This window comes from Acinetobacter nectaris CIP 110549, assembly GCF_000488215.1.
GTDB classification, from domain to species: domain Bacteria; phylum Pseudomonadota; class Gammaproteobacteria; order Pseudomonadales; family Moraxellaceae; genus Acinetobacter; species Acinetobacter nectaris.
The window spans coordinates 305,600-327,528 of record NZ_KI530723.1 but is presented as its reverse complement, the minus strand read 5'-3'; the positions used below and the strand labels follow the sequence as shown (position 1 = coordinate 327,528).

General features: G+C 35.7%; 14 protein-coding genes. 6 read left to right on the top strand and 8 right to left on the bottom strand.

The annotated features are described in order from the left end of the window. Position 1: 1 nt before the first annotated feature. Positions 2-1,162, top strand: a complete 1,161-nt coding sequence (locus P256_RS07955; RefSeq protein ID WP_023273170.1) for an ATP-binding protein — start codon at positions 2-4, stop codon at positions 1,160-1,162. Beyond that, positions 1,149-4,262 (top strand): HsdR family type I site-specific deoxyribonuclease, encoded by a 3,114-nt coding sequence (locus tag P256_RS07950; RefSeq protein ID WP_023273169.1) that lies wholly within the window; start codon positions 1,149-1,151, stop codon positions 4,260-4,262. Before P256_RS07955 ends, P256_RS07950 begins: the two co-directional genes overlap by 14 nt. Positions 4,263-4,476: 214 nt before the next feature. Here P256_RS07950 and P256_RS13395 read toward each other — a convergent pair whose 3' ends face one another. The 8 genes from P256_RS13395 to P256_RS07910 all read right to left on the bottom strand — a co-directional run bounded on the left by P256_RS13395 (position 4,477) and on the right by P256_RS07910 (position 10,457). Beyond that, positions 4,477-4,983 (bottom strand): hypothetical protein, encoded by a 507-nt coding sequence (locus tag P256_RS13395; RefSeq protein ID WP_023273168.1) that lies wholly within the window; start codon positions 4,981-4,983, stop codon positions 4,477-4,479. Beyond that, the gene (locus tag P256_RS13390) at positions 4,952-5,464 is read right to left on the bottom strand and encodes a metallophosphoesterase (protein ID WP_023273167.1); all 513 of its coding nucleotides are present in this window, start codon (positions 5,462-5,464) and stop codon (positions 4,952-4,954) included. The genes P256_RS13395 and P256_RS13390 overlap by 32 nt, the downstream gene beginning before the upstream one ends. A 156-nt stretch (positions 5,465-5,620) precedes the next feature. Next, positions 5,621-5,995: a hypothetical protein gene (locus P256_RS07935; protein ID WP_023273166.1), complete on the bottom strand. Its 375-nt coding sequence runs from the start codon at positions 5,993-5,995 to the stop codon at positions 5,621-5,623. A gap of 205 nt (positions 5,996-6,200) precedes the next feature. Continuing rightward, entirely contained in the window at positions 6,201-6,938 is a 738-nt protein-coding gene (locus tag P256_RS07930; RefSeq protein WP_023273165.1) for a hypothetical protein, read from the bottom strand. 209 nt (positions 6,939-7,147) lie between these two features. After that, a complete protein-coding gene (locus P256_RS07925) occupies positions 7,148-7,837 on the bottom strand; it encodes an SIR2 family NAD-dependent protein deacylase (RefSeq protein ID WP_040332009.1) in 690 nt (229 codons plus the stop codon). A gap of 123 nt (positions 7,838-7,960) precedes the next feature. Continuing rightward, entirely contained in the window at positions 7,961-9,490 is a 1,530-nt protein-coding gene (locus P256_RS07920) for a type I restriction-modification system subunit M (RefSeq protein ID WP_023273163.1), read from the bottom strand. A gap of 3 nt (positions 9,491-9,493) precedes the next feature. Continuing rightward, positions 9,494-10,111 (bottom strand): restriction endonuclease subunit S, encoded by a 618-nt coding sequence (locus tag P256_RS07915; RefSeq protein ID WP_040332008.1) that lies wholly within the window; start codon positions 10,109-10,111, stop codon positions 9,494-9,496. Between the two features lie 55 nt (positions 10,112-10,166). Further along, positions 10,167-10,457 (bottom strand): hypothetical protein, encoded by a 291-nt coding sequence (locus P256_RS07910; RefSeq protein WP_023273161.1) that lies wholly within the window; start codon positions 10,455-10,457, stop codon positions 10,167-10,169. Positions 10,458-11,359: 902 nt separating this feature from the next. Between P256_RS07910 and P256_RS07905 the strand changes: the two genes are divergently transcribed. The 4 genes from P256_RS07905 to recD all read left to right on the top strand — a co-directional run bounded on the left by P256_RS07905 (position 11,360) and on the right by recD (position 21,912). After that, positions 11,360-12,463, top strand: a complete 1,104-nt coding sequence (locus tag P256_RS07905; RefSeq protein ID WP_023273160.1) for a hypothetical protein — start codon at positions 11,360-11,362, stop codon at positions 12,461-12,463. Positions 12,464-12,604: 141 nt separating this feature from the next. After that, positions 12,605-16,279 carry an exodeoxyribonuclease V subunit gamma gene (locus tag P256_RS07900; protein WP_023273159.1) on the top strand — a complete coding sequence of 1,225 codons (3,675 nt, stop codon included), beginning with the start codon at positions 12,605-12,607 and terminating at the stop codon, positions 16,277-16,279. 19 nt (positions 16,280-16,298) lie between these two features. Then, a complete protein-coding gene (locus tag P256_RS07895) occupies positions 16,299-20,036 on the top strand; it encodes a UvrD-helicase domain-containing protein (protein ID WP_023273158.1) in 3,738 nt (1,245 codons plus the stop codon). 97 nt (positions 20,037-20,133) lie between these two features. Continuing rightward, on the top strand, positions 20,134-21,912 hold the full coding sequence (gene recD / locus P256_RS07890) for an exodeoxyribonuclease V subunit alpha (protein WP_407637988.1): 1,779 nt from the start codon (positions 20,134-20,136) through the stop codon (positions 21,910-21,912). Positions 21,913-21,929: the final 17 nt, after the last annotated feature.

Here is a 21,929-nt window from a genome sequence, read left to right as displayed (position 1 = left end):
GATGAGTAAGACCTTAGCCGAACTTGCTCAGCAGTTAAAAGAAACAAATAAAAAGGTACAGTTGATCTATGCTTTTAATGGTACTGGGAAAACCCGCTTATCACGGGAATTTACCCAGTTGATCACAAGTCAACCTTTAGAGCATGGGCATGTTGTTGCAGGGGAGGCTGTAGGTCATAAAATTCTCTATTACAATGCCTATACAGAAGACCTTTTTGTATGGAATAACGATGGCGAGCCTAAATTAAAGATACAACCCAATTCCTTTACTGATTGGATTCTGAACGAGCAGGGTCAAGATCAAAATGTGATTAACTATTTTCAGCATTTTTCTAACGGAAAGCTAACACCTCGGTTCAACGCTGAATATACAAATCATGACGGCATTAGAGTCAAAGTCTTCTCTGAAGTTACTTTCTCATTTCAGCGTGGCAATGACGAACGCTCAGATAAGATAAAAATCTCTAAAGGCGAAGAGAGTCATTTTATTTGGAGCATATTTTATACGTTACTCGATTTAGTCATTGGCATTACCAATGTACCAGAGCTAAGCGAGCGGGAAAGTAACCAATTTGATCACTTACAATATATTTATATTGATGATCCAGTTAGTTCTTTAGACGATAACCATCTCATTGAATTGGCAGTGGGCTTAGCAACGCTTATCAAAAACAGCTATTTTCATGGCAAAGAAGGTGTGAAATTTATTATCTCTACTCATAGTGCTATATTTTATAATGTTCTTTACAACGAGCTTGGGCTTAAAAGTGGGCTTATATTAAGCCAATTTGATGATGGCACTTATCAATTAGAAGAAAAGAAAGGGGATTCTAATAAAAGTTTTTCTTATCATCTTCACATCAAAAATAATATCAAAAATGCCATCGAGCAAAAGTCCGTTCAAAGGTATCACTTTGCTCTGCTTCGTAACTTATATGAAAAAACGGCAAATTTCTTAGGTTATGAACGGTGGTCAGATTTACTGCCCGGAGATAAAAGTGCTTATGCTAAGCGAATTATGAACTTTTATCCCCATAATACCCTTTCTAATGAAGAAATAGCTGAGCCGACAGAGCCAGAAAAAGAGATGGTGAGATATCTATTAGATAATCTAAATAATTATGGCTATTTGACACAGAAGGCTGAAAATGACGCATTATAAAACAATTACAGAGTCTAATAATTTTATCGTTCTGGACAAATATGTCACAGAATGGGAAAAAGGAGACCACTACCAAAGCGAATCAGAACTTGAGCATGAATTGATTCAAGATTTATGTAATCAAGGTTACGAATTCGTTCCTCACCTGACTTCACAGCAAGCAATGCTAGCGAATGTCAGAATCCAGCTACAAGCTTTGAATAACCTGAATTTTACAGATAGTGAATGGCATCGTTTTACCGAAGAATATCTCGATAACCCAAGCGATTCTATTATTGATAAAACACGTAAAATCCACGATAACCATATCTACGATTTTATTTTCGATGATGGCCGTTTAGAAAATATTGCTCTTATAGATAAGAAATATCTAGTACGTAACAAAGTTCAAGTGATTCAGCAATTTGAACAAGCTGGTAAACATGCTAACCGCTATGATGTAACAATCTTGGTGAATGGTTTACCAGTTGTGCAAATCGAGCTTAAAAAGCGTGGTGTGGCTATCCGTGAGGCATTTAACCAGATACACCGCTATAGCAAAGAGAGTTTTAATACCGATAACTCGTTATTCAAATTTTTACAGGTATTTGTGATTTCAAATGGTACTGATACACGCTATTTTGCCAATACTACCAAGCGTGATAAGAACAGCTTTGACTTTACCATGAATTGGGCACGGTCTGATAACAGTCTGATTAAAGATCTAAAAGACTTCACAGCTACCTTTTTTCAAAAACATACTTTGCTTAATATTCTGTTTAACTACAGTGTCTTTGATATCAGTAATAACCTACTGATTATGCGCCCTTATCAGATCGCTGCTACAGAGCGTATTCTTTGGAAAATTAACAGTGCCTATCAGGCGAAGAAGTGGAGTCAAACCGAAAGTGGTGGTTTTATTTGGCACACAACAGGCTCGGGAAAGACGCTTACTAGCTTTAAATCGGCACGTCTAGCCACTGAGCTTGATTTTGTTGAGAAAGTCTTCTTTGTGGTTGACCGTAAAGACCTCGATTATCAGACTATGAAAGAGTACCAACGCTTTTCGCCTGACAGTGTCAATGGCTCAGATAGCACTACGGGGTTGAAACGCAATCTAGATAAAGACGATAACAAAATTATTGTCACCACTATTCAAAAGCTTAATAACCTGATGAAAGGAGAAGTGGACCTACCTATTTACCAGAAGCAAGTGGTATTTATTTTTGATGAATGTCACCGTAGCCAATTTGGTGAAGCTCAAAAAAACCTTAAGAAGAAATTTAAACGTTTCTATCAGTTTGGTTTTACCGGTACACCAATTTTTGCTGGGAAAAATGCTTTAGGGGCAGAGGATACCGCCAGTGTATTTGGTCATGAATTGCATTCTTACATCATTACCGATGCGATTCGTGATGAAAAAGTTCTAAAGTTTAAGGTCGACTACAATGATGTTCGTCCACAATTTAAAGCCATCGAAACTGAAACAGACGAAAAGAAAATCAGTGCCGCTGAAAATAAACAGGCACTGTTACACCCCCTACGTATTAATGAAGTGACTCAATACATCTTAAAAAACTTTCGGCAGAAAACGCATCGTGCATTTTCGGGTGCAAAGGGCTTTAATGCCATGTTTGCCGTGAGCAGTGTTGATGCTGCGAAAGCTTACTACGAAGCCTTTAAAACGATTCAAGGTCAGGCTTCTGAACAGAATTCCAGCTACAAACCGCTGACTGTTGCCACCATTTTCTCTTTTTCTGCCAATGAAGAACAAGATGCAGTCGGCGATATCAATGACGAAAGCTTTGATGTATCAGCGATGAATAGCAGTTCTCGAGAGTTTTTAGATGCTGCGATGGATGATTACAATACGTTATTCAAAACGAGCTTTAGTACGGAAGGAAAGAGTTTTCAGAACTACTACCGTGACCTTGCTAAGCGAGTGAAATCTCAAGATGTCGACTTGCTTATTGTAGTCGGAATGTTCCTGACAGGTTTTGATGCACCAGCATTGAATACATTATTCGTTGATAAAACGTTACGCTATCATGGCTTGATGCAAGCATTCTCTCGTACCAACCGTATCTATAATGCCACCAAGACTTTTGGCAATATCGTTACCTTTCGTGATTTAGAACAAGCGACCGTCGATGCGATTACGCTGTTTGGTAAAAGTAATACTAAAAGTGTCGTCATAGAAAAGAGTTATGGCGAGTATATGAACGGTTTTAGTGATGCTGTCACTGGCGAGGCTAGACGAGGTTTTATAGATATTGTAAGTGAACTTGAAACACACTTTCCTGACCCAGCTAGTATCACGTCTGAAAAAGAGAAGAAATCTTTCGTTAAGTTATTCAATGAGTACTTGAGAGCTGAGAATATCTTACAAAACTATGATGAATTTACCACATTAAAAGCTATGCAGTCAGTCAATCTGAGTGACCCTGTAGCAGTGGAAGCATTTAAAGCAGAGCATTATCTTGATGATGAGAAGTTAGTAGAATTACAAACTCTACGCTTACCCACAGAGCGTAAGGTACAAGACTATCGCTCTAGCTATAACGATATTCGTGACTGGCAACGTCGTGAGCGCGAGACTAATACTAAGGATAATAGTATCCTGGATTGGGATGAGGTGGTATTTGAGATTGATTTGTTAAAGTCACAGGAAATTAATCTTGATTACATTCTTGAGTTGGTTTTTGAATATAATAAGCAGCACGGTAATAAAGAAACCGTTAAGGAAGAAATCAAACGTGTAATCCGCACAAGTCTTGAAAACCGTACTAAAGAGAGCTTGGTCGTTAAATTTATCGAGCAGACAGATATTAATGAGTTACAGAGTAAAGAGTCGGTCATTGCGGAATTTTATGCCTTTGCACGAGAAGCTCAAGAACGTGAAGTAGCAGCCTTAATTAGAGAGGAAAATCTGAATGAAGTGGCTACCACACGCTATATCAAAGCCTCTTTAAAACGCGGGTATGCCACTGAAAATGGAACAGCACTGAATGAAACACTACCTAGACTCAGTCCGTTAAATCCCCAGTATAGAACTAAAAAACAAATTGTTTTTCAAAAGCTCTCTACTTTTGTTGAAAAGTTCAAAGGGGTTGGTGGTTAGGCCTAAAATTATATAGGAGGTTTAGACCTCATATTTTTAAGTTTGCATCATGGTGAATTTTAGATTCTCTAAAATACTTTGGATGGAAATATACGATATGTTTGAACCTATTTATTGATGTGGCTCATTTTGTAATGGTTAAGTAAAATTAGATGTAAGCATAGAGAGGTTATCTGCTTTTACTTGGCCATAACAGTATGACTATTTTCAAATACTAAATATTTTCTGGGAAGCGTATAGCACATAATAGATCGACAAATTCTTTTTTTTCTATACGGTCTACATATCTTCTACCTACTGAGAAATCGATACAAAAGACATTTTTTCTCTTACCAAACCAATGGTTAGGCTGTATTTGAAAAAATAGTCCATCTGTCTGGTTGTTAAATTTTCTCCAATAATGCCCAATGACGACAGGAATATGATCATCGTAATTATCCCACCAAGCAATACGATCGACCATTCGCCAACTACCACCAGCAAAGAAAGGGTAGTCGGTAATATTTTCCACCCCTGACGTAATAACTCTAATGGGATTGCCCATCTGTTCAGACATTTTTTTAAGGGCTAAATTTTTTAATAGTGGTATAGATGCATGTTCATTATGAAGAGAATGGTTTTTTTCTTCTATATTTGAAAGTGTGTCTATACCTGTATCTATAAGCTCATCTTGAATTTTATTTTGGTAGTCAAAATACACTATTACAAATAGGCTCTTCATTTTGAACTCTAATTTTATTTATAGCTTGGGTATCCCAACAGGCATGAACAATACGTAGGCGGCTCGATTCTAGTACTAGCGGTAGTTGATTGAGAAAGTCACAAATAAAGATTCTATCTTCTTTTGTTGCTTTTTTAGCATTTAGTGAAAGTATTGAATGATCATCATCATGTGGTGAACCAAAAAACCAACCATTACCATCTCGTTTTGATGAGGTTAAAATATTTAATTCATGATTGCCTAATACGCACTGAGCATTTCCGAGATCCATCATTTCTTTGACTAAGCGAATCACGGCGATACTATCAATGCCACGATCGCATAGATCGCCAACAAAAATAAGTTTTCGCTGTTCGGGATGATTGCCTTTCTCGTCATAACCTAAAACACGGATTAAGTTTTTAAGGGCATCAATTTCTCCATGTACATCACCAATAATATCTAATGGTCCATTAAATAATTTAGCAATAAATTTATTCATTGAATCTCGTCCTCTATTGATTGATATGCTGGTGTAATAAAAACCCTAAAAAATGATGCATACAAGCAAAAATTACAGAATACGTGTATGCAAAGTTTTAGCATTCTTTTGTGTAGAAATAATTAGAAATGAGGCGGCTTTATTATTAAATGATTTTTAATCATAATTTTCATACTCTTTTTGAAGCTCTAGGGCTTTTTCTAAGGGTAAATAATAAAAATAAACGCCTTCAATTTTTGGGTGACCATCTTTTGTTTCTAAGTGTTCAGACAGAGTTTTATAGGTCGGGTCATTGGGGTTATAAGGCACATCTATATATAACTCTCCTAGATAATTGTAATAATCTAATACGGCAGCTGAAAAATTTATTTTTTGGTGTTTAAGCCAATCTATTAACTCGGTACGAGGAGTGTGGTCTGGATATCTAAATCGTATGAACTCGTTTGCGTTTAAGTCTTTAAAACTAATAAATAAAACGCCACGATTTTTTTCAATCGCAATATCATAGATGTAAGGTACTATTTCTGGCATAATTTTTTCCTTATGTGTTGTAATATTGTTTAACCTAAAAAAATTATTTCATGAGTGCTTTAGATGATCCTAGGCAGGTTGCTCTTCTAAATTTTTAAATGCTTTTTTCTCAAAAGCATGAGGATTGACTAGCATGCTCTAAATTTTTTGATATTTAACTATATAGGATCACAGATTATTTAGAATAATAAAAAGCCATAGCAAACTACATCAAGGAAAAATATTGCTTTACTTGCTCATAAATATTTTCTCTTAAACAGATGCATGGACCATTAAACCAGATTTCTGTAACTGAATGATTAATATTATCTGATTGATATACATCGAATAGTATATCTATATCTAATGACTCTAATATCATGTGGCGAAGTTCCTCCTCATTCTTTCCATGAAATAGCTCGTAAAAAGCTTTATTAAAATCATTATTCTTATTCAAGTTATTAGAGGTAATGCTGTAAATGTCTTGTACCATTGTATCTAAATTTTTATCATCTACTTCAAATGCATATAAAGTTTTATGAAAATCAAGTAATGAAATTTTTTGATTATTTATACTGAATTTTACCTCCCATAAGTCCTTCTGTGAGCCACAAAAGACGTGTTCATCAAATGGAAAAATTGCGTAGCATGTACCATTACCAAAACCCTGAGTATGTGCTTTTGTTTCATGACCTGTTGTAATAACACATTGAGTTCTAGGTGGTAGTTTTTTCTTTGTTAATTGTGTATTAAAAATCATGGCAGAATAATTTCCTGCTATTTTAGCAATCGTTGGAAGTCTTTCGCCACTTCGGCTATCCATAATAAGTGAGTCACCAGAATCACGCATTCCTCTCCATAATGGCTTATTCATAGTGTTAGTACATTTTATTTTAATAGTATCAATGGCTTTCTCTATTGAAATAGATTGTTTATACTGAAATTTATTTTCTGTGTGGTTCATAAGGGTTCCTAAATTTTGGATTTATTACTTTGAATAAGCTAATACTGCGAAACGGTCATACAAAAAATTAGTCGATATACAATAAAAATATTTCGCTTGAATAGCTCTTACTACAACCTAGTTTGTGTGCTCATTTGAACGCTTTGGGCTAGATTTGAATCTAGCTTTTTCATTGTTTAAAAGAAAACAATTCACACATCAAAATTGGTTTAACTATGAATTGCATTAAACTCAAGCATTCCAAGAGATGCAACCTGATGAATATTAATATATCCATCAATGTGTGTATTTATATCTGGGTTAATGTTGTAGCAATCACCTTGAGCATATTTAACCAAACTTGCAACAGGAAATACGTTTAAAGAAGTACCTATGACTAAAAAAATATCTGATTTCTTAACTGCTTCCTGTGCAAACAATAAGTATCTAACTTCCTCACCAAACCAAACAATATTTGGTCTAAGAGAGTATCCATTAGAATCTAAGTCTATGAGATGATTGAGGTCACTGGTAACTGGATATATTGTATTATCAGCATTAAGTTGACGATTTGGATCACTCGAAATTGCTGTTAATATATCTCCATGCATATGTAATACATTTGTACTTCCTGCTCGTTCATGAAGATCATCTACATTTTGAGTAAGTATCGTTACATCATATTTACTTTCTAATTCAGCAAGAATATCATGTGCAATATTGGGCGTTGCTTTACGCACATTTTGACGACGTAGATTATAAAAATTATTTACCAAAGCAGGATTCTTATTCCATCCCTCTATGGAAGCAACATCTTCAATATTATGATTTTCCCACATACCATTACTATCACGAAATGTCGAGATATTACTTTCAGCACTAATACCTGCACCTGTTAAAACAACTAATTTTTTTTTCATCGTCATGATAAATCCTAAATAATAAATAAAATTTGTAATGCTTTACTGAACTCAATGACCCTTTTCAATGAATTTTGTAGTCGCTGAAATTAAATCAATACCTTCAACTAATAAGCTTTCTTTCTAACCATTATGTGTTAAACCTAACTGCTTTAAATGCTTCGCCATCTGGACTTCAAGCTCAGCAAGTTGAATTTTTAATTGTTCACGCTCAGTATGTACAGCAATTAAATCAATCTCTTCTTCCTTTTTAGAGGTATCTACATAACGAGGAATGTTTAGGTTGTAATCGTTGTCTTTCAATTCTTGCAAAGTCGCAAGATAAGCATATTTATCTACGCTTTTACGAGTACGGTAGGTTTCAACAATTTTAGTAATATTCTGTGCGGTTAAATTATTCTGATTCTTACCAGATTTAAACTCACGGCTTGCATCAATAAACAAAACAGTATCATCAGATTTTTGTTTTTTGAAAATTAAGATCGCAGCAGAAATACCTGTACCATAAAATAGCTTTTCAGGTAGGCTGATCACTGCATCTAATAAATTTTCATCAATGAGCTTTTGACGAATTTTTCCCTCATAAGAGCCACGAAATAACACCCCATGCGGAACAACAACACCCATACGTCCTGTGGTTGGTTTTAATGTTTCAATCATGTGAGAGATAAATGCATAATCACCTTTAGTTTTGGGTGGTACACCACGATGGAAACGGTCAAATTTATCGCTCTCTGCTGTATCACTCCCCCAATTGTCTAATAAAAATGGGGGGGTAGAGATTACAATATCAAATAGCATCAAAGCACCATTTTGATCCAAAATTTTTGGATTACGAATGGTATCACCCAGTTCAATTCTATGATTATCTTCACCATGCAAGAACATATTCATTTTGGCAATTGACCAAGTTGAAGCAATCACTTCCTGACCATACAGTGCATATTGTTTACTATTGTGGTTAGAAACAACTTTACGACCACACTTTATTAATAACGAACCAGAACCACATGCAGGGTCACAAATACTATCTCCTTTTTGTGGGTCAAGTAATTCAGCCATTAAGTCAGATACCTCAGGCGGGGTATAAAACTCCCTTGTTTTTTGAGAACCACTAGCAGCAAAGTTTTTAATCAAAAATTCATAACTATTACCAATGACATCAATTGAACTTATACGACTTGGTTTTAAATCTAAATCGGTAGACGCAAAGGCCTCTAATAAATCTTTAAGGATTACATTCTTTTGCTTTTCTTCACCGAGTTGATCGGTATTAAATGAGATATCTTGGAATACACTTATTCCCACTTCTTTAAGCTTAGTCGCATTAGCTTCTTCAAGTGTATGTAGAGCAAAATCGATACGCTCGCCATTACCTGCTTCATAACGATGATCATATAAACTATAAAAGTTAGATTGACGAGGTAATACAAAACGCTCATTTTTCATCATTTCTTCGATGAGTTCAGGCTCATCACCATACGCTTTTTTATAATTATCATAGTGGTCTTGCCATACATCTGAAATGTATTTTAAGAATAGCATCGTTAAAATAAAGTCTTTATAAATATCGGTACTGATTGTGCCATGGAATACATTACATGCAGACCAAAGTGCTTGATTGACAGTATCTTGATTAATTTGAGTAACCACTATTTATTGTCCTTTGAGCAATTGTTGAAAGATGCCCTGCATCATTTGTTCACGATTTTTAATTAATTGTTGGGTCAAGCGTTTTTCTTGTTCCCAAGTACGATGTAATGCGACTATATGTTGCTGTATATCTAAGCTTGGAACCTCAACCTCGTATTTACTAATCATTGACACGCTTAGCATAGGTATTTTAGAACCTTGACCTATTTGACGTAATTCATATTGCACAATAGGCTGATTCAAATACCAACATAGGTATTCAGGTAATACATGTTGATTTGATGTCAAAATCAAAAACTGACTACTCACAATTAAAGGTAATGCTTTCGATTCTTTTTGATTACCTGCAAAATAATGTGCTTTGATATATTCTCCACGACAAGGTAGTAACACACACTCACTATCTATTAGCAAATGTGCTTTTCCTTTCCAATCAATTAAAGGTAATTGATTGGTGTATATCTGCTGAGATTGGGTTATATCGCGAATATGACGAACATCTTTAATTTGTACGATATGAGCATTACCAACTGGTAGTTCCTCAATTTTCTCCCTAAATGTAAAGCCTGTTCTGATATCAGCAACATCAGATAGCTTTAATCGTTTTCTAGTATTTGACATATGCATTTCATCTCAAAAGTAAAGTTGAACCATTCCAATTCATGGTTTATATCAATTATGTTGCACAACTTAAATTTATCTTTAACCAGTCAGTCTTTACTTTACTTCCGTGGAAATCAAGATTGCACCAAGCAGCTTCGTTTTGTAGTCTTGTAATAAGCAAACCATCATCATGATCTAGGATTGTGGTTAAATCATTTTGAATTTCAAGCGCTGTTTTATTAGATGTAATAATCCAGCAAGAATTTAATGGATGACACCAATTACTGTAAGACTTAATTTTTTTATAAAGTTCATCATAGTTACTTTGTTTACGAAGGTTATAGTTGATCTGATATACTTTCATGGTTCACAGCCTTTAATGGTTCACATCGTTAATTAAGTTGAGAATATGGTGATAGGTTGCAGCCTGTCGTCAGACTCTATTTTTCAAGAATTTTGTGCAGTAGATTGTCTACGAATTTATATTGAAATAAGGTTAGCTTTAATCCATTAGTACGTCAAGCATTTTTTGCAGTAGAATATCTACGATATAATTATATTAATTCATAAAAATATATAAAATCTGACAGAGTGGTTTTACATAGCTATAGCGAAACAGCTTAATTTTTCATACAGCCAATACCACCAAAAGTTTGCCTACCAATCTTTTTTAACTATTAATTATATTTATTTTTCAATTACTTAAATATAAATACCACCAATCATTACATTAGCTTTTAAATAAATTATCAATCACTTTGACTTTCAATTTATTCTGAATAGATTTACTTAAGACCACATTTTTTCAATTTGGTTTAAGTCTGGCTATATTGGGGTATTTATGTAATGAATTACATTCAAAATCAAATCTACTGCCTAAATACGAAAATATATAGAGACATAGAGTGTTAAAAGATTGTCATGATTCTAGATAAAATTATGGATATACCCCATTCATAAATTAACGGGTAGAAGAGAATTGTTTGAAGGATATAGGTACTGTTTATTAAAAGAGAAAAGCATTGAAGGAGGACTATATTAAACTACTCTGTCAGATTTTATATATTTTTATGAATTAATATAATTATATCGTAGGTATTCTACTGCAAAAAATGCTTGACGTACTAATGGATTAGAGCTAATCTTAGCTTAAAATAAATAAGTAGACATTCTACTGTATTTAATTTGTATTCTTCAGAATAGCGTTTGACGATAGGATAGGCTGTAAAAATATCAGTTTTCTTTTTAATTAATTTAGAGGTTTTTATGTCAACTATAAGACTAACTTCAATAGATATTCCTGTACCGAAATATGAATGGGTTGAAGTTCCAGCAGAATTCGAAACAGGTTGGAAAGTATATCGTCTAGGTATAGACCTAGATACGAATAAATATATGAGTATAAATGAATACACTCAACAATTTGATGAAGCCATTGCTGAGGATAAAAAAGTTTTGGATGAACTGAAAAGCTTAGGTGATATTGATCATATTATTCAAACAGAATATAACAGCTCGTTAAATAGTTTTTGCAAAGGTTTTTATTGCAAAAAATATAATATAAAAATAAACAGTATGATGAACGCTATGATAATAAAAAACTCTGCAGATCGCTTAGAAAGATTTCTTGAAAAATTTGATAGTTTGTCTAGCAATGAATTCCAAACTTATGAGCTTAAGTGTGTTATTACTCGTATAGCTCAGAGGATAAAATTTACGCATGAAGAAAGAAGTTTTTATTCGGAAGAGGATGCAATGGTGCATCTCGCAAACCAATATCTTACTCAACATTCAAAAAATGGTATAAAAACACCTAAACTTTTAAGAATTAAAGGAATTTCTTGCGATATCATTTCTAAGAATGACAGTACTCAAAAATCATCACTCGACATTGTTGTCCCTACTTATGAATGGGTAGATGTTCCTGTACTATTTAAAACACCTTTAGATACTGTTTCAATCTTAGCTGAAGTAAATAAAGATAAAGTATTGATTGAACGAGTAAAATCGTTAGGAGATATCAATGATATTATTACAAATAAGCATCAAGGATCTTTAGGGCAGTTCTGTAAGGCTATATTTAGAAAGACATTTCCTAACAGCCCAACCAATATTGTTTTAGATAAATCTTCTAAACTAGAAAACTTTCTTTCAAAATTTGATCGCTTATCAAACCGTGAGTTTCAGGACTTTAAATTTACTTATAGTGTGATTGAGAGCTGTAAAAAAGTTAAATTTAATACAGAATCAACCTTTTTTAATTCTGAAAATGACTTGTTATTAGACTTTTCTCGTAAATCTATCCCTGAAAATTTTGAAATTATAAAAACATCAAAATATAAAGTGACGGTATTATCCTTATTGATTTGAAGTATTTATTTTTTAATTTTCCATAAGGGAAGTGTACAGGTTTTATTGGCGAGTAAATATTTTGAAAAATACCATTTTACAAGGTTTGTGCTGTAATAATGAATGTTAACACTAGAAATGAAAAATAGAGGGATATAAGAAATGGGGATTCATGTATTTCAAAGCCAACAGCTTGAAGTGTTGGCACAAATGCTACTTGAGCAACAATCGAAAGTTACGAATGATCCATTTCGTGTATTGGAAACACAGCATTTTATTGTACCGAATCAGGCGATTGAGCAATGGTTAAAGCAATATATTGCAGAGCAACAAGGCATTAGTGCCAATCAGATTTATCATCAACGTATTCAAACCTTTCAATGGTATGTTTACCAGCAAGTAATGACAGATAAAGACCAAGTACGTCAGGCAAATATTCCTCGCTTGGTGATGAAATGGCGTATTTATGAAGCCTTACGTCCTTTTATTGCATCGGCTCAAGTTGAGTTGTCAGAACAACATGCTTTATTTGACCTGATAACGCGTATTTATGAGAGTGCTATTCATTTAACAGATCCATTACAACGACAAATAAAAAAGCAAAGCATGTTGTATTGGGTATCTGAACAGGTGTCGTGCTTGTTTGGTCATTATATGTTGTATCGTGGTTATTGCCTTGAGGGGCATGTAGAGGGAAAATGTAGTTGTAAGCAAAATTGGCTTGATGCGTGGGGGCGTGATCAAGCGATTGATATTGAAAAATTAATTTCACCTCAGTCAAAAAATCTTTCTTTATATAACTTAGAACAAGCCGAGTCGTTAGAAGCATGGCAACGTTGGTTATGGCATGAAGTTTTTCATGACGATTTTTTAAAAATAAAAACCATTGATGCACAATTTTGGCAAATTTTGGAAGCGACAAAAATAACGGCATTAAAACATTTACCCCAACAAGTCACCATTTTTACGCTCTTAGATTTACCGCCAAATCAATTACAGTTTTTGCGCCGTTTAGGGCAGTATATTGATGTTACGATTTATCATTATAATCCTTCGCAGGAGTACTGGGCAGACAGTGTCGATCCTCAGTGGAAGAAAACCTATGATGCTCAAGCAATACAGCGTTTTAGAGAAAAAAATGAGCGTTTAAAGAAAAAATTGACAGATGAGGATATTGAAGCATTTATTCAAACTTTTAATGTAACGTTTAATGCAGAAGCAAGGGAGTCTAGACATCCGCTATTAACTCGATTTGGTAAGCAAGCGCGTGATCATTTCTCACTGTTGGCAGGTTTGTCATCAGGTGAAGAGGGGATATGGGAAGACTTATTTTTTGATGATTATCAAGACACACTGTTGGGTAAAATTCAATCCGATATTTTGTTTTTGATGGAACCTGAAGCACAGGTATATCCATTGGCTAAAGATGATTACTCTATACAAGTTCATGTCTGCCACTCCAATTTAAGACAACTTGAGGTATTAAAAGGTCAGCTTATCTATTGGCTGTCACAAGGAACAAAAGAAGCACCACGCCGTTTAGATGATATTTTGGTGGTTGCACCTGACTTGACCACGCTTGAACCGATGATTCGTAGTGTATTTGCACCACCGCCACGATCACAAGGCCAACGTCAAGAAAGCTATTTACCGATTAAAATTGTAGGTGTACCACAGTTCGATTTAACCAATGCGTGGTTGGCTGTCATTGGTCGCATTCAATTGCCACAAGGCCGTTTTAAGTATAGTGATTTTGCAGATTGGCTCAGTTTATTACCTACGCAACGCTATTATGGCTTAGACTATGAGCAAGTCACACGAATGTTGACATTACTTGAAAAAGCAGGCTTTAAACGTGGTTTGGATGAGGCTCACTTAAAGCGGTTTTTACTTGAAGAGGATCAAGACTATCGTTTTAGCTTTAAATTCGCGTTAGACCGTTTAGCAATGGGAGTTGCAGTGCCTGAGCATACCATTGTGAGAGATATTTTAAGTTATGCCGAAGTACAGCCTGAAGATTTCCCACTGATTGGTTGTTTAATTCAAATTTATAATGATCTTGACCATCGTCGTGATTGGCTTATTTGCCATGAACAGGGACAGCATTATAGTGTGGAATATTGGCTGACTGTTTTGGCTGATGAAATTGCACTGTTTCAACAACAGGGTGAAGATATTTTACGTACCGTGGCTGAACTGATTAACAAACATATTCGTATGCTCACCCTTTCAGTCACGTATGAAAAGCGTAATCAGCAAGAAAAAATGGGGCAGTTAGATGACCTCACTTTACCACTTGCCTATGTTATTTCTGAAATTGAACAAGGTTTAGAGAGTCAGCTAGAAAATGCTGAACCAAGTGGGCACATTACATTTAGTGAAATTGGGCAAATTCGTCCAATTCCTTATCAGCTAACCGTAGTTTTAGGCTTAGACAGTGGTGTATTTCCAAGTCGAAATCGGCATATACCTTTTGATCTAATGCAAGTTTTACAGCCAATTCTAGGCGATCGCTCACGTTTAGAAGATGATCAGGGCGCTTTTTTAGATGCGTTACTGTTAGCAAAAGACAACTTTTGGTTATTTTATAATGGTTTTGATGAAAAAAGTGATGAACTGATGCAACCCTCAAGTGTGTTGCAAGAGTTTATAGATCATTTGGCATTCATTACACAAGAAAATAAAAATATAGAGGTTACACAAGAGAAATCGAAACACCTTGAAAAGATGAATGTACCTATACAACTTGCATCTATTTACCATATTCATGCGTTACAACCTTTTGATGCAGTCAACTTTATAGATTTGGAAAAAGGGCATTATCAAGATCAATGGTTTGCAGTTGCACAGCAGTTACAACATCATTCAGGCAAAAGACAACCTTGGGTTGATCAGGCGTACCAACTCAATGTGACAGATATAATGATGTTAGATGCGTATCAATGGGTGAAGGATGTTACATTTCCAGCACAGCTTTATTTAAGAGCGCTTGGTGTGGAAAATATAAAAAAAGTAGCAGAAAATAGCGATGAAGAACCCTTATTTCTTGATGGCTTAGCCAAATATAAAGTTAGAGATTTCTTACAGTCACAACAGGCATTAACGCATAATGCCGATATGTTGTTAGATCAATTGCCCGTGGGGAAAACACAGCAAAGTGCTTGGCAACAGTCGCAACAAGAGTATCTGACATTATTAGAACGTTTGCATACATATGCAGATAAGCCCACAGAAACGACACAACAAACGTTATGTATTTCAGAATATGTATACTTACGTATTACTGTGCCAAAGCAAGCCAGTGAAACGCAATGGGTAGTGTTACGGCTTTCAAGCTCGCAACCTGAGCGACGTGCACAAGAATGGCTTAACTATTTGCTATGGTTACAGTATTTAGATTTAGACGAACAGAGTCAAGATTACCGTTATATTGTGGTATTTAGTGATCAAACCATGATTTATGAAGGCGTAAGCTCAGCAAAAGCTTGTACCTTGCTCAAAGATTGGTGGGCTTTATGGCAACAAGCAATGGTAACGCCTATTGTACTGCCTGCTCAACTTTTGTTGTCCCTTAGTAAAAAAAATAAACAACCTGAATGGACAGAAGAAAAGAGTTTGGATAAAAAAACTTGGCAAACACTTTCTAAACATTGGAATGATCCTCAAAAACATAACAAGGCTATTTCAGCAGATGAAGACAAAGCATCGAAGTATCATCAAGAGTGGCAATTTATTTTGCAGGAACAAGATGCAAATGCCCTATTAGAAAAACACTGTCGTGAATGGGCTTATCGTTTGTATGCCCCAATTTATGAACATTTAAATACTATTGGATAAGTGAAACGGAAAACAGATTATGACAATAGTTAAACCTGAAGTATCTTTTTATCCTATTCAAGATATTCAATTTCAAGGGTTACATTGGATAGAAGCTTCGGCAGGCTCAGGGAAAACCTTTACACTGTCTAGTTTGCTTGTGCGTATCTTGCTAGAAAAGTATTTACCTAAACAAGCTGTGGCAACCACATTTACACGTGCTGCTGCAGCTGAGTTGAAACAACGTATTCGCGCTCGAATTGTTGAAATGCAATCTTTTTTTAAAGAGAGAATAGGATTTGATCATCAAGCAAATATTGAGCATTTACAACAACTCAAAGCGGCTGATGAAGACCCATTAAAAATTGTTTTATTAGAAAAATTTTCTACACAAGTGGCTTATGCTTGTAGTCGCTTACAATTAGTGTTGGAACAGCTTGATGAGCTATTTGTAGGAACACTCGACAGTTTTAGTCAAAAATTACTCAGAGAGTTTGCATTTGAAAGTGGTAAAATTGAACGGGTAGAGATTACCGATCAGTCAAAGCAGTATACCGAGCAACTGATACATGATGTGCTACGGGAATGGATACAACAACAGTCGCAACAGGACATTGATTGGTTGTTTGCGGTCGGTTGTTTAGACCCTAAAGAATATTTTGCCGTTGCCGAAAATGTACTGAACTTTCCCAATGCACAGTTTACAGAGGTTTCGCATCCCAAACTACAAGTAGAAGAATATCTGCAACTTAGAGAAAAATTAAAAGCGTTTGACTATACGCAATTAAAAAGAAAGTATGTAGAACAAGGAGGATTTGCAGAATATCAAAGTGGTAGATACTTTAAAACAATCACTTTTAATCAGCTGATGGAAGATATTATTCCTAATGCAGTCTTTAAGATTTTACAATCTAAAGAAAAAGGGTTTTTAGTGCTTTTGCCAAAGAGTGAAAAAGAATATCTGATATCTTTTGTGGGGTCATTTACAAACAAGAAAACTCTTAAAAAAAACTTACCTAAAGAGAATGCCGAGCAATTTTATACCGACCCCTCATTAGTTGTATTGGTGGAAGTGCTTACAAAACTGCAAGAGATTGGGAATATTCTCACCCGATATAAGCATTATATTTCATACTATATTGCAAGTCAGGTCAAACTGCGCTTACCCGCACTCCTCCAACAGCAAGGCGAAACGACGTTTGCACAGCAAATAAAAACCTTGTCTGAAGCATTGCAAGGAGAACACGGTGAGCATTTTGCGGCTTTTGTACAAAGCAGTTACCCACTGATTTTAGTCGATGAGTTTCAAGATACCAACCAAGAGCAAGACAACATGCTTGCCAGCATTTGGCGTGCACCCACGAAATACGAAAAAGGCTGCATGATCATGGTAGGCGATCGTAAGCAAGCCATTTATGGATTTCGTGGTGGAGATATGCTTACTTTTATTCGTGCATATCATGATGTTCTTTCTAAAAAAGGACATTTCTATCGTTTGAAGTACAACCATAGAACCATTCAGCCATTGGTTGAAGCGGTAGATGCACTTTTTATGCAACATCCTGACTTTGGTGAACACGTCATTTATGAGCCTGTAGAAGCAGGCACACGACCACACCCACAACTTATTGACGGGAAAGAACAAAATCCAAAACCATTGCGTTGGTTGCATATAGAAAGTGAAGTGCAGCCTGAAATTCAAGTTGCATGGAAAATATCTACGCTGTTACAGCAGAGTCAGCAAGGTCAACTATATTTATCCAAAGATCATTCAAATACTCCGATCATTGCAGATGATATTGCTGTGTTATCTAAAAATCATGATGGCTTAGACAAAGTACAGTTTGAGCTAGAACGTTTAGGTATACGAGTAAACCGACCATCGAAAAGAAGTGTTTTTGATGGCTTACTTGCACAAGATGTTGCAGCAGTGCTCATAGCAATAATGAACCCTTATGATGAAAAGAAGGTAAAACGTGCTTTGCTTAGCCGAATGTTGGGCTACACACTTACAAATTTAAATGAGTTTGAACGTCAAACAGATGGTTTAGGACAATTCATTTCGGTCTTTAGTGAAATTCGTGAAATTTGGTTTGAACGCCACTTTTTAGCAGCATGGCAATATTGTTTACGGTATTTTGATGTATGGCGTAATTTAGTTCGCTTTGAGAGTCGAGACAATGAAAGAAATGTTGTTAACTTAAGACATTTATCAGACCTACTCAGTCAGCATAGTGGGAAGTATCAAGGGCCCAAAAACCTACTGAATTGGTACTTAAAACAAGTCGCTTCACCGAGTGACCGAGAGTGGGAATTAGAGCGAAGTCTATCTACCGATGCAGGCATACAGTTGATGACGATTCATCAATCGAAAGGCTTAGAGTTCAAAATAGTTTTTCTACTCAATGCCAATGGGTCATTCCGAGAAATCAATAAAACGCTGAATTTCTCTACCACAGAAACAATAAATGAAATGACCAAGCAAGTTGAACAACAACGTGTGATTGCAATAGATGATAAAACAGCTTTGAGTGAAATTGAGGTACAGCAGCATCAGTCACGTGCGCAAGCAGAACAAAACCGCTTATGGTATGTGGCACTTACGCGTGCAAGCCATCGTATTTATACTGTGCTGAATAAGGTCAAAACTGAAACAACAAGTGGGGTTAATTTTTGGAGAGTACAGCCGACGCTGTTTAGTCATATTTCGGCAACAGATGAGCCACTACTGACAAGTAAACCTTTACCCTATAAAGAAGATCGTGAAGTGGTTGTTGAATTATCGGCAATACTACAGCCTCAACTGAAGCTATATCCAAGATTAAAAACCAGTTTTTCTGCATTGGCACAGCATTTAACCAAGCAACAAGCTTTAGATGTTTTGGCAACATATACAAATAATGAAACCGCAGCAGATGATGAAGTTTTGGTGGTCGAATCTATTAATGATATAGATGACGTAAGCTCAAATGATGCGGAAAAAATACCATGGATTGCACGCAATTTCCCAATGGGAACACATGCAGGTAATTTTTTACATGAAATTTTTGAACATCTCGATTTTCAAGACCAAAGCTCATGGGACTTAGAAATTTATCGCCGTTTTAAAAATGACTACAGCACACTCAAGAAACAAGTTTTTGAAAAGTACCAAGCATTACTCGGTGATGGTATTCGTGAGCAGGATTGTGAAGAGCGTTTAATTGCAGATGTGAAATCTTGGTTAAACGATATTCTGTCTACACCATTTGGAAATGAGTTTATGCTTGGTCAGCTTGAACCGAATACATATCTGTCAGAATTTCCTTTCTATTTGGCACTTTCAGATCAGGTATTTGCGAGTCAGCGTATCCATCAGCTTTTTCAAGAGTACGATATATTTATTCCTACTCTGAATAGTGCAGAGTCAGCACGCTTCTTGAATGGATCAATTGATTTGGTGTATCAGTCTGAAGGCAAATATTATATTGCAGATTATAAAAGTAACTTTTTAGGTGAAACAGTTCAGAGCTATACGCAAAATGAAATTGCTAAAAATATGTCGCAAAGTAGTTATTGGTTACAGGCAAGTTTATATCTTGTGGCGTTGCATCGTTATTTAAAAGAGCGTTTACATGGCTATGACATAGAACAACACTTAGGTGGGGCAACATATTTGTATTTGCGTGGTATGACAGGACAAAAAAATATGGGTGTATGTCATTGGCAACCAAGTCCAGAGTTTATTCAGCGTTTAGATGCAATGTTGGGCTACTATGCTGTGCAGAAATTGGCTTAGATTAAGTATAAGTTTTTAAAAAATAGTATCTTAAGTAGTAGATCAATCTATTGGTATCTGTGTAAGTAAATGTGAGGATAACTCTGTGGGTAAGCCGTTGGATAAGCTGGAAAAATATGAAGAATGGATGGTGCTGTGGTCTGAGTATTTGGCCAATACACTCGATTTTACTGTAAGTAGTGAAAAAGAGAACATGCAAGAAGTTATACAAAACATTTTGCTGTCCAATGCTCAGGGCAATAGTTGCTTATCTATAGACCGAGCCACTGTCGAGAGGTTGCGTAGTCTAGTGGCTTTTGGAGATAAAAGCCATACTTGCCCTTTTATTTATGATGGTAAAAGGGTTTATTTGTATAGATATTATGCATTAGAGCAACGACTGGCAAAGCAAGTAAAGCGTTTGACCGAACAACCTTCGATAAATTTAGATATAAGCGCTTATAAGGACTTACTTGTTGACGAATATCAGCAACTCGCATTGAAAATGGTTGCGAAGCATCATTTGGGCATAATTACAGGGGGACCAGGTACAGGAAAAACCTATACGCTTGCTCGTATTATTGCTGTATTGAATAAAGAAACTCCTGACTTACGTATTGCAATGGCAGCACCCACAGGGAAAGCAGCACAGCGAATGCAAGAGGCATTACAAAGCGCATTTCAAGATAAGTTACTCAATGACAAAGGTCTAGTTACACCAGCACTGCAAATGGTTCAACCTGTGACGTTACATCGTCTACTTGCAATGGGAAATAGAGGCATTGCAAAATTTAATTTGAAGCAACCATTACCTTTTGATGTCATTGTTGTAGATGAAGCCTCAATGCTTGACTTAAACCTTGCAACTGCACTTTTTGAGGCAGTTGCAGATGGGGCAAAACTTATTTTATTGGGCGATGCGAATCAGCTTGCTTCTGTTGGTGTGGGATCTGTTTTGGCAGATTTACAGCAAGTAGAGGCGTTACAAGCTTACAGAACTCATCTTGTACATAGCCGTCGTTTTAATGATGATGCACAAATTGGAAAGATGGCAAAATTTATTCAGCAAGTGAGTACATCTACATTATTTGATCATGAACAACTCTTAAAGCGCTTTAATGATGAAGTTGTGCAAGTTTCTCATATTGAATATGTCGATCTGCATACCATTGTCGAAGATCATCTCCAAATTGCGTATTTACCTAAAAAAATAACAGAGGCTGAACTTGAAAAAAACTTAGATCAGCTTTGTTTAGGTTATACAGACTATATAAAAGCTGTTAAAGCATATAACCTCGTGGAAGGTGAGGACGAGAGTGACTTGTCACTATTAAGGCAAAAAGTTCTAGATTGCTTTAATGACTATCGTATTTTAACCGCAATGAACGTTGGTGTATTCGGTGTAAATCGAGTGAATCAATATGTCGAACAGCAGTTTAAACAAGAAGTTTTGGGCTATTCAAAGCGTGAAATTGATTGGTATGTTGGTCGGCCTGTCATGGTGATGGAAAATGACTATCAATTGGGCATTTCAAATGGTGATATTGGGATCTGTTTTAGACATCGACAAGATCATAAACAATATGAAGTGTTTTTTCCAAGTTTAAATAAATGGGTTGTTGCGACACGATTACCTCAAACAATTCAGACGGCTTTTGCAATGACAATTCATAAGTCACAAGGTTCAGAGTTTGAGCATGTTGCTGTTGTTCTTGAAGAAAGTTCCCAAAGGCTGTTGAGTAGAGAGTTGTTATATACCGCAATTACACGAGCGAAGCGTGTTGTTAGTTTATTTGTTGATCCTCAATCACTTACAACTGCATTATCTGTAAAAACAGTACGTCAAAGTGGGTTGTGTTCTAAAATAGATAGTTTCGTTAAAGCAGTTGATGTTTAGTGATATTTTGACACTTT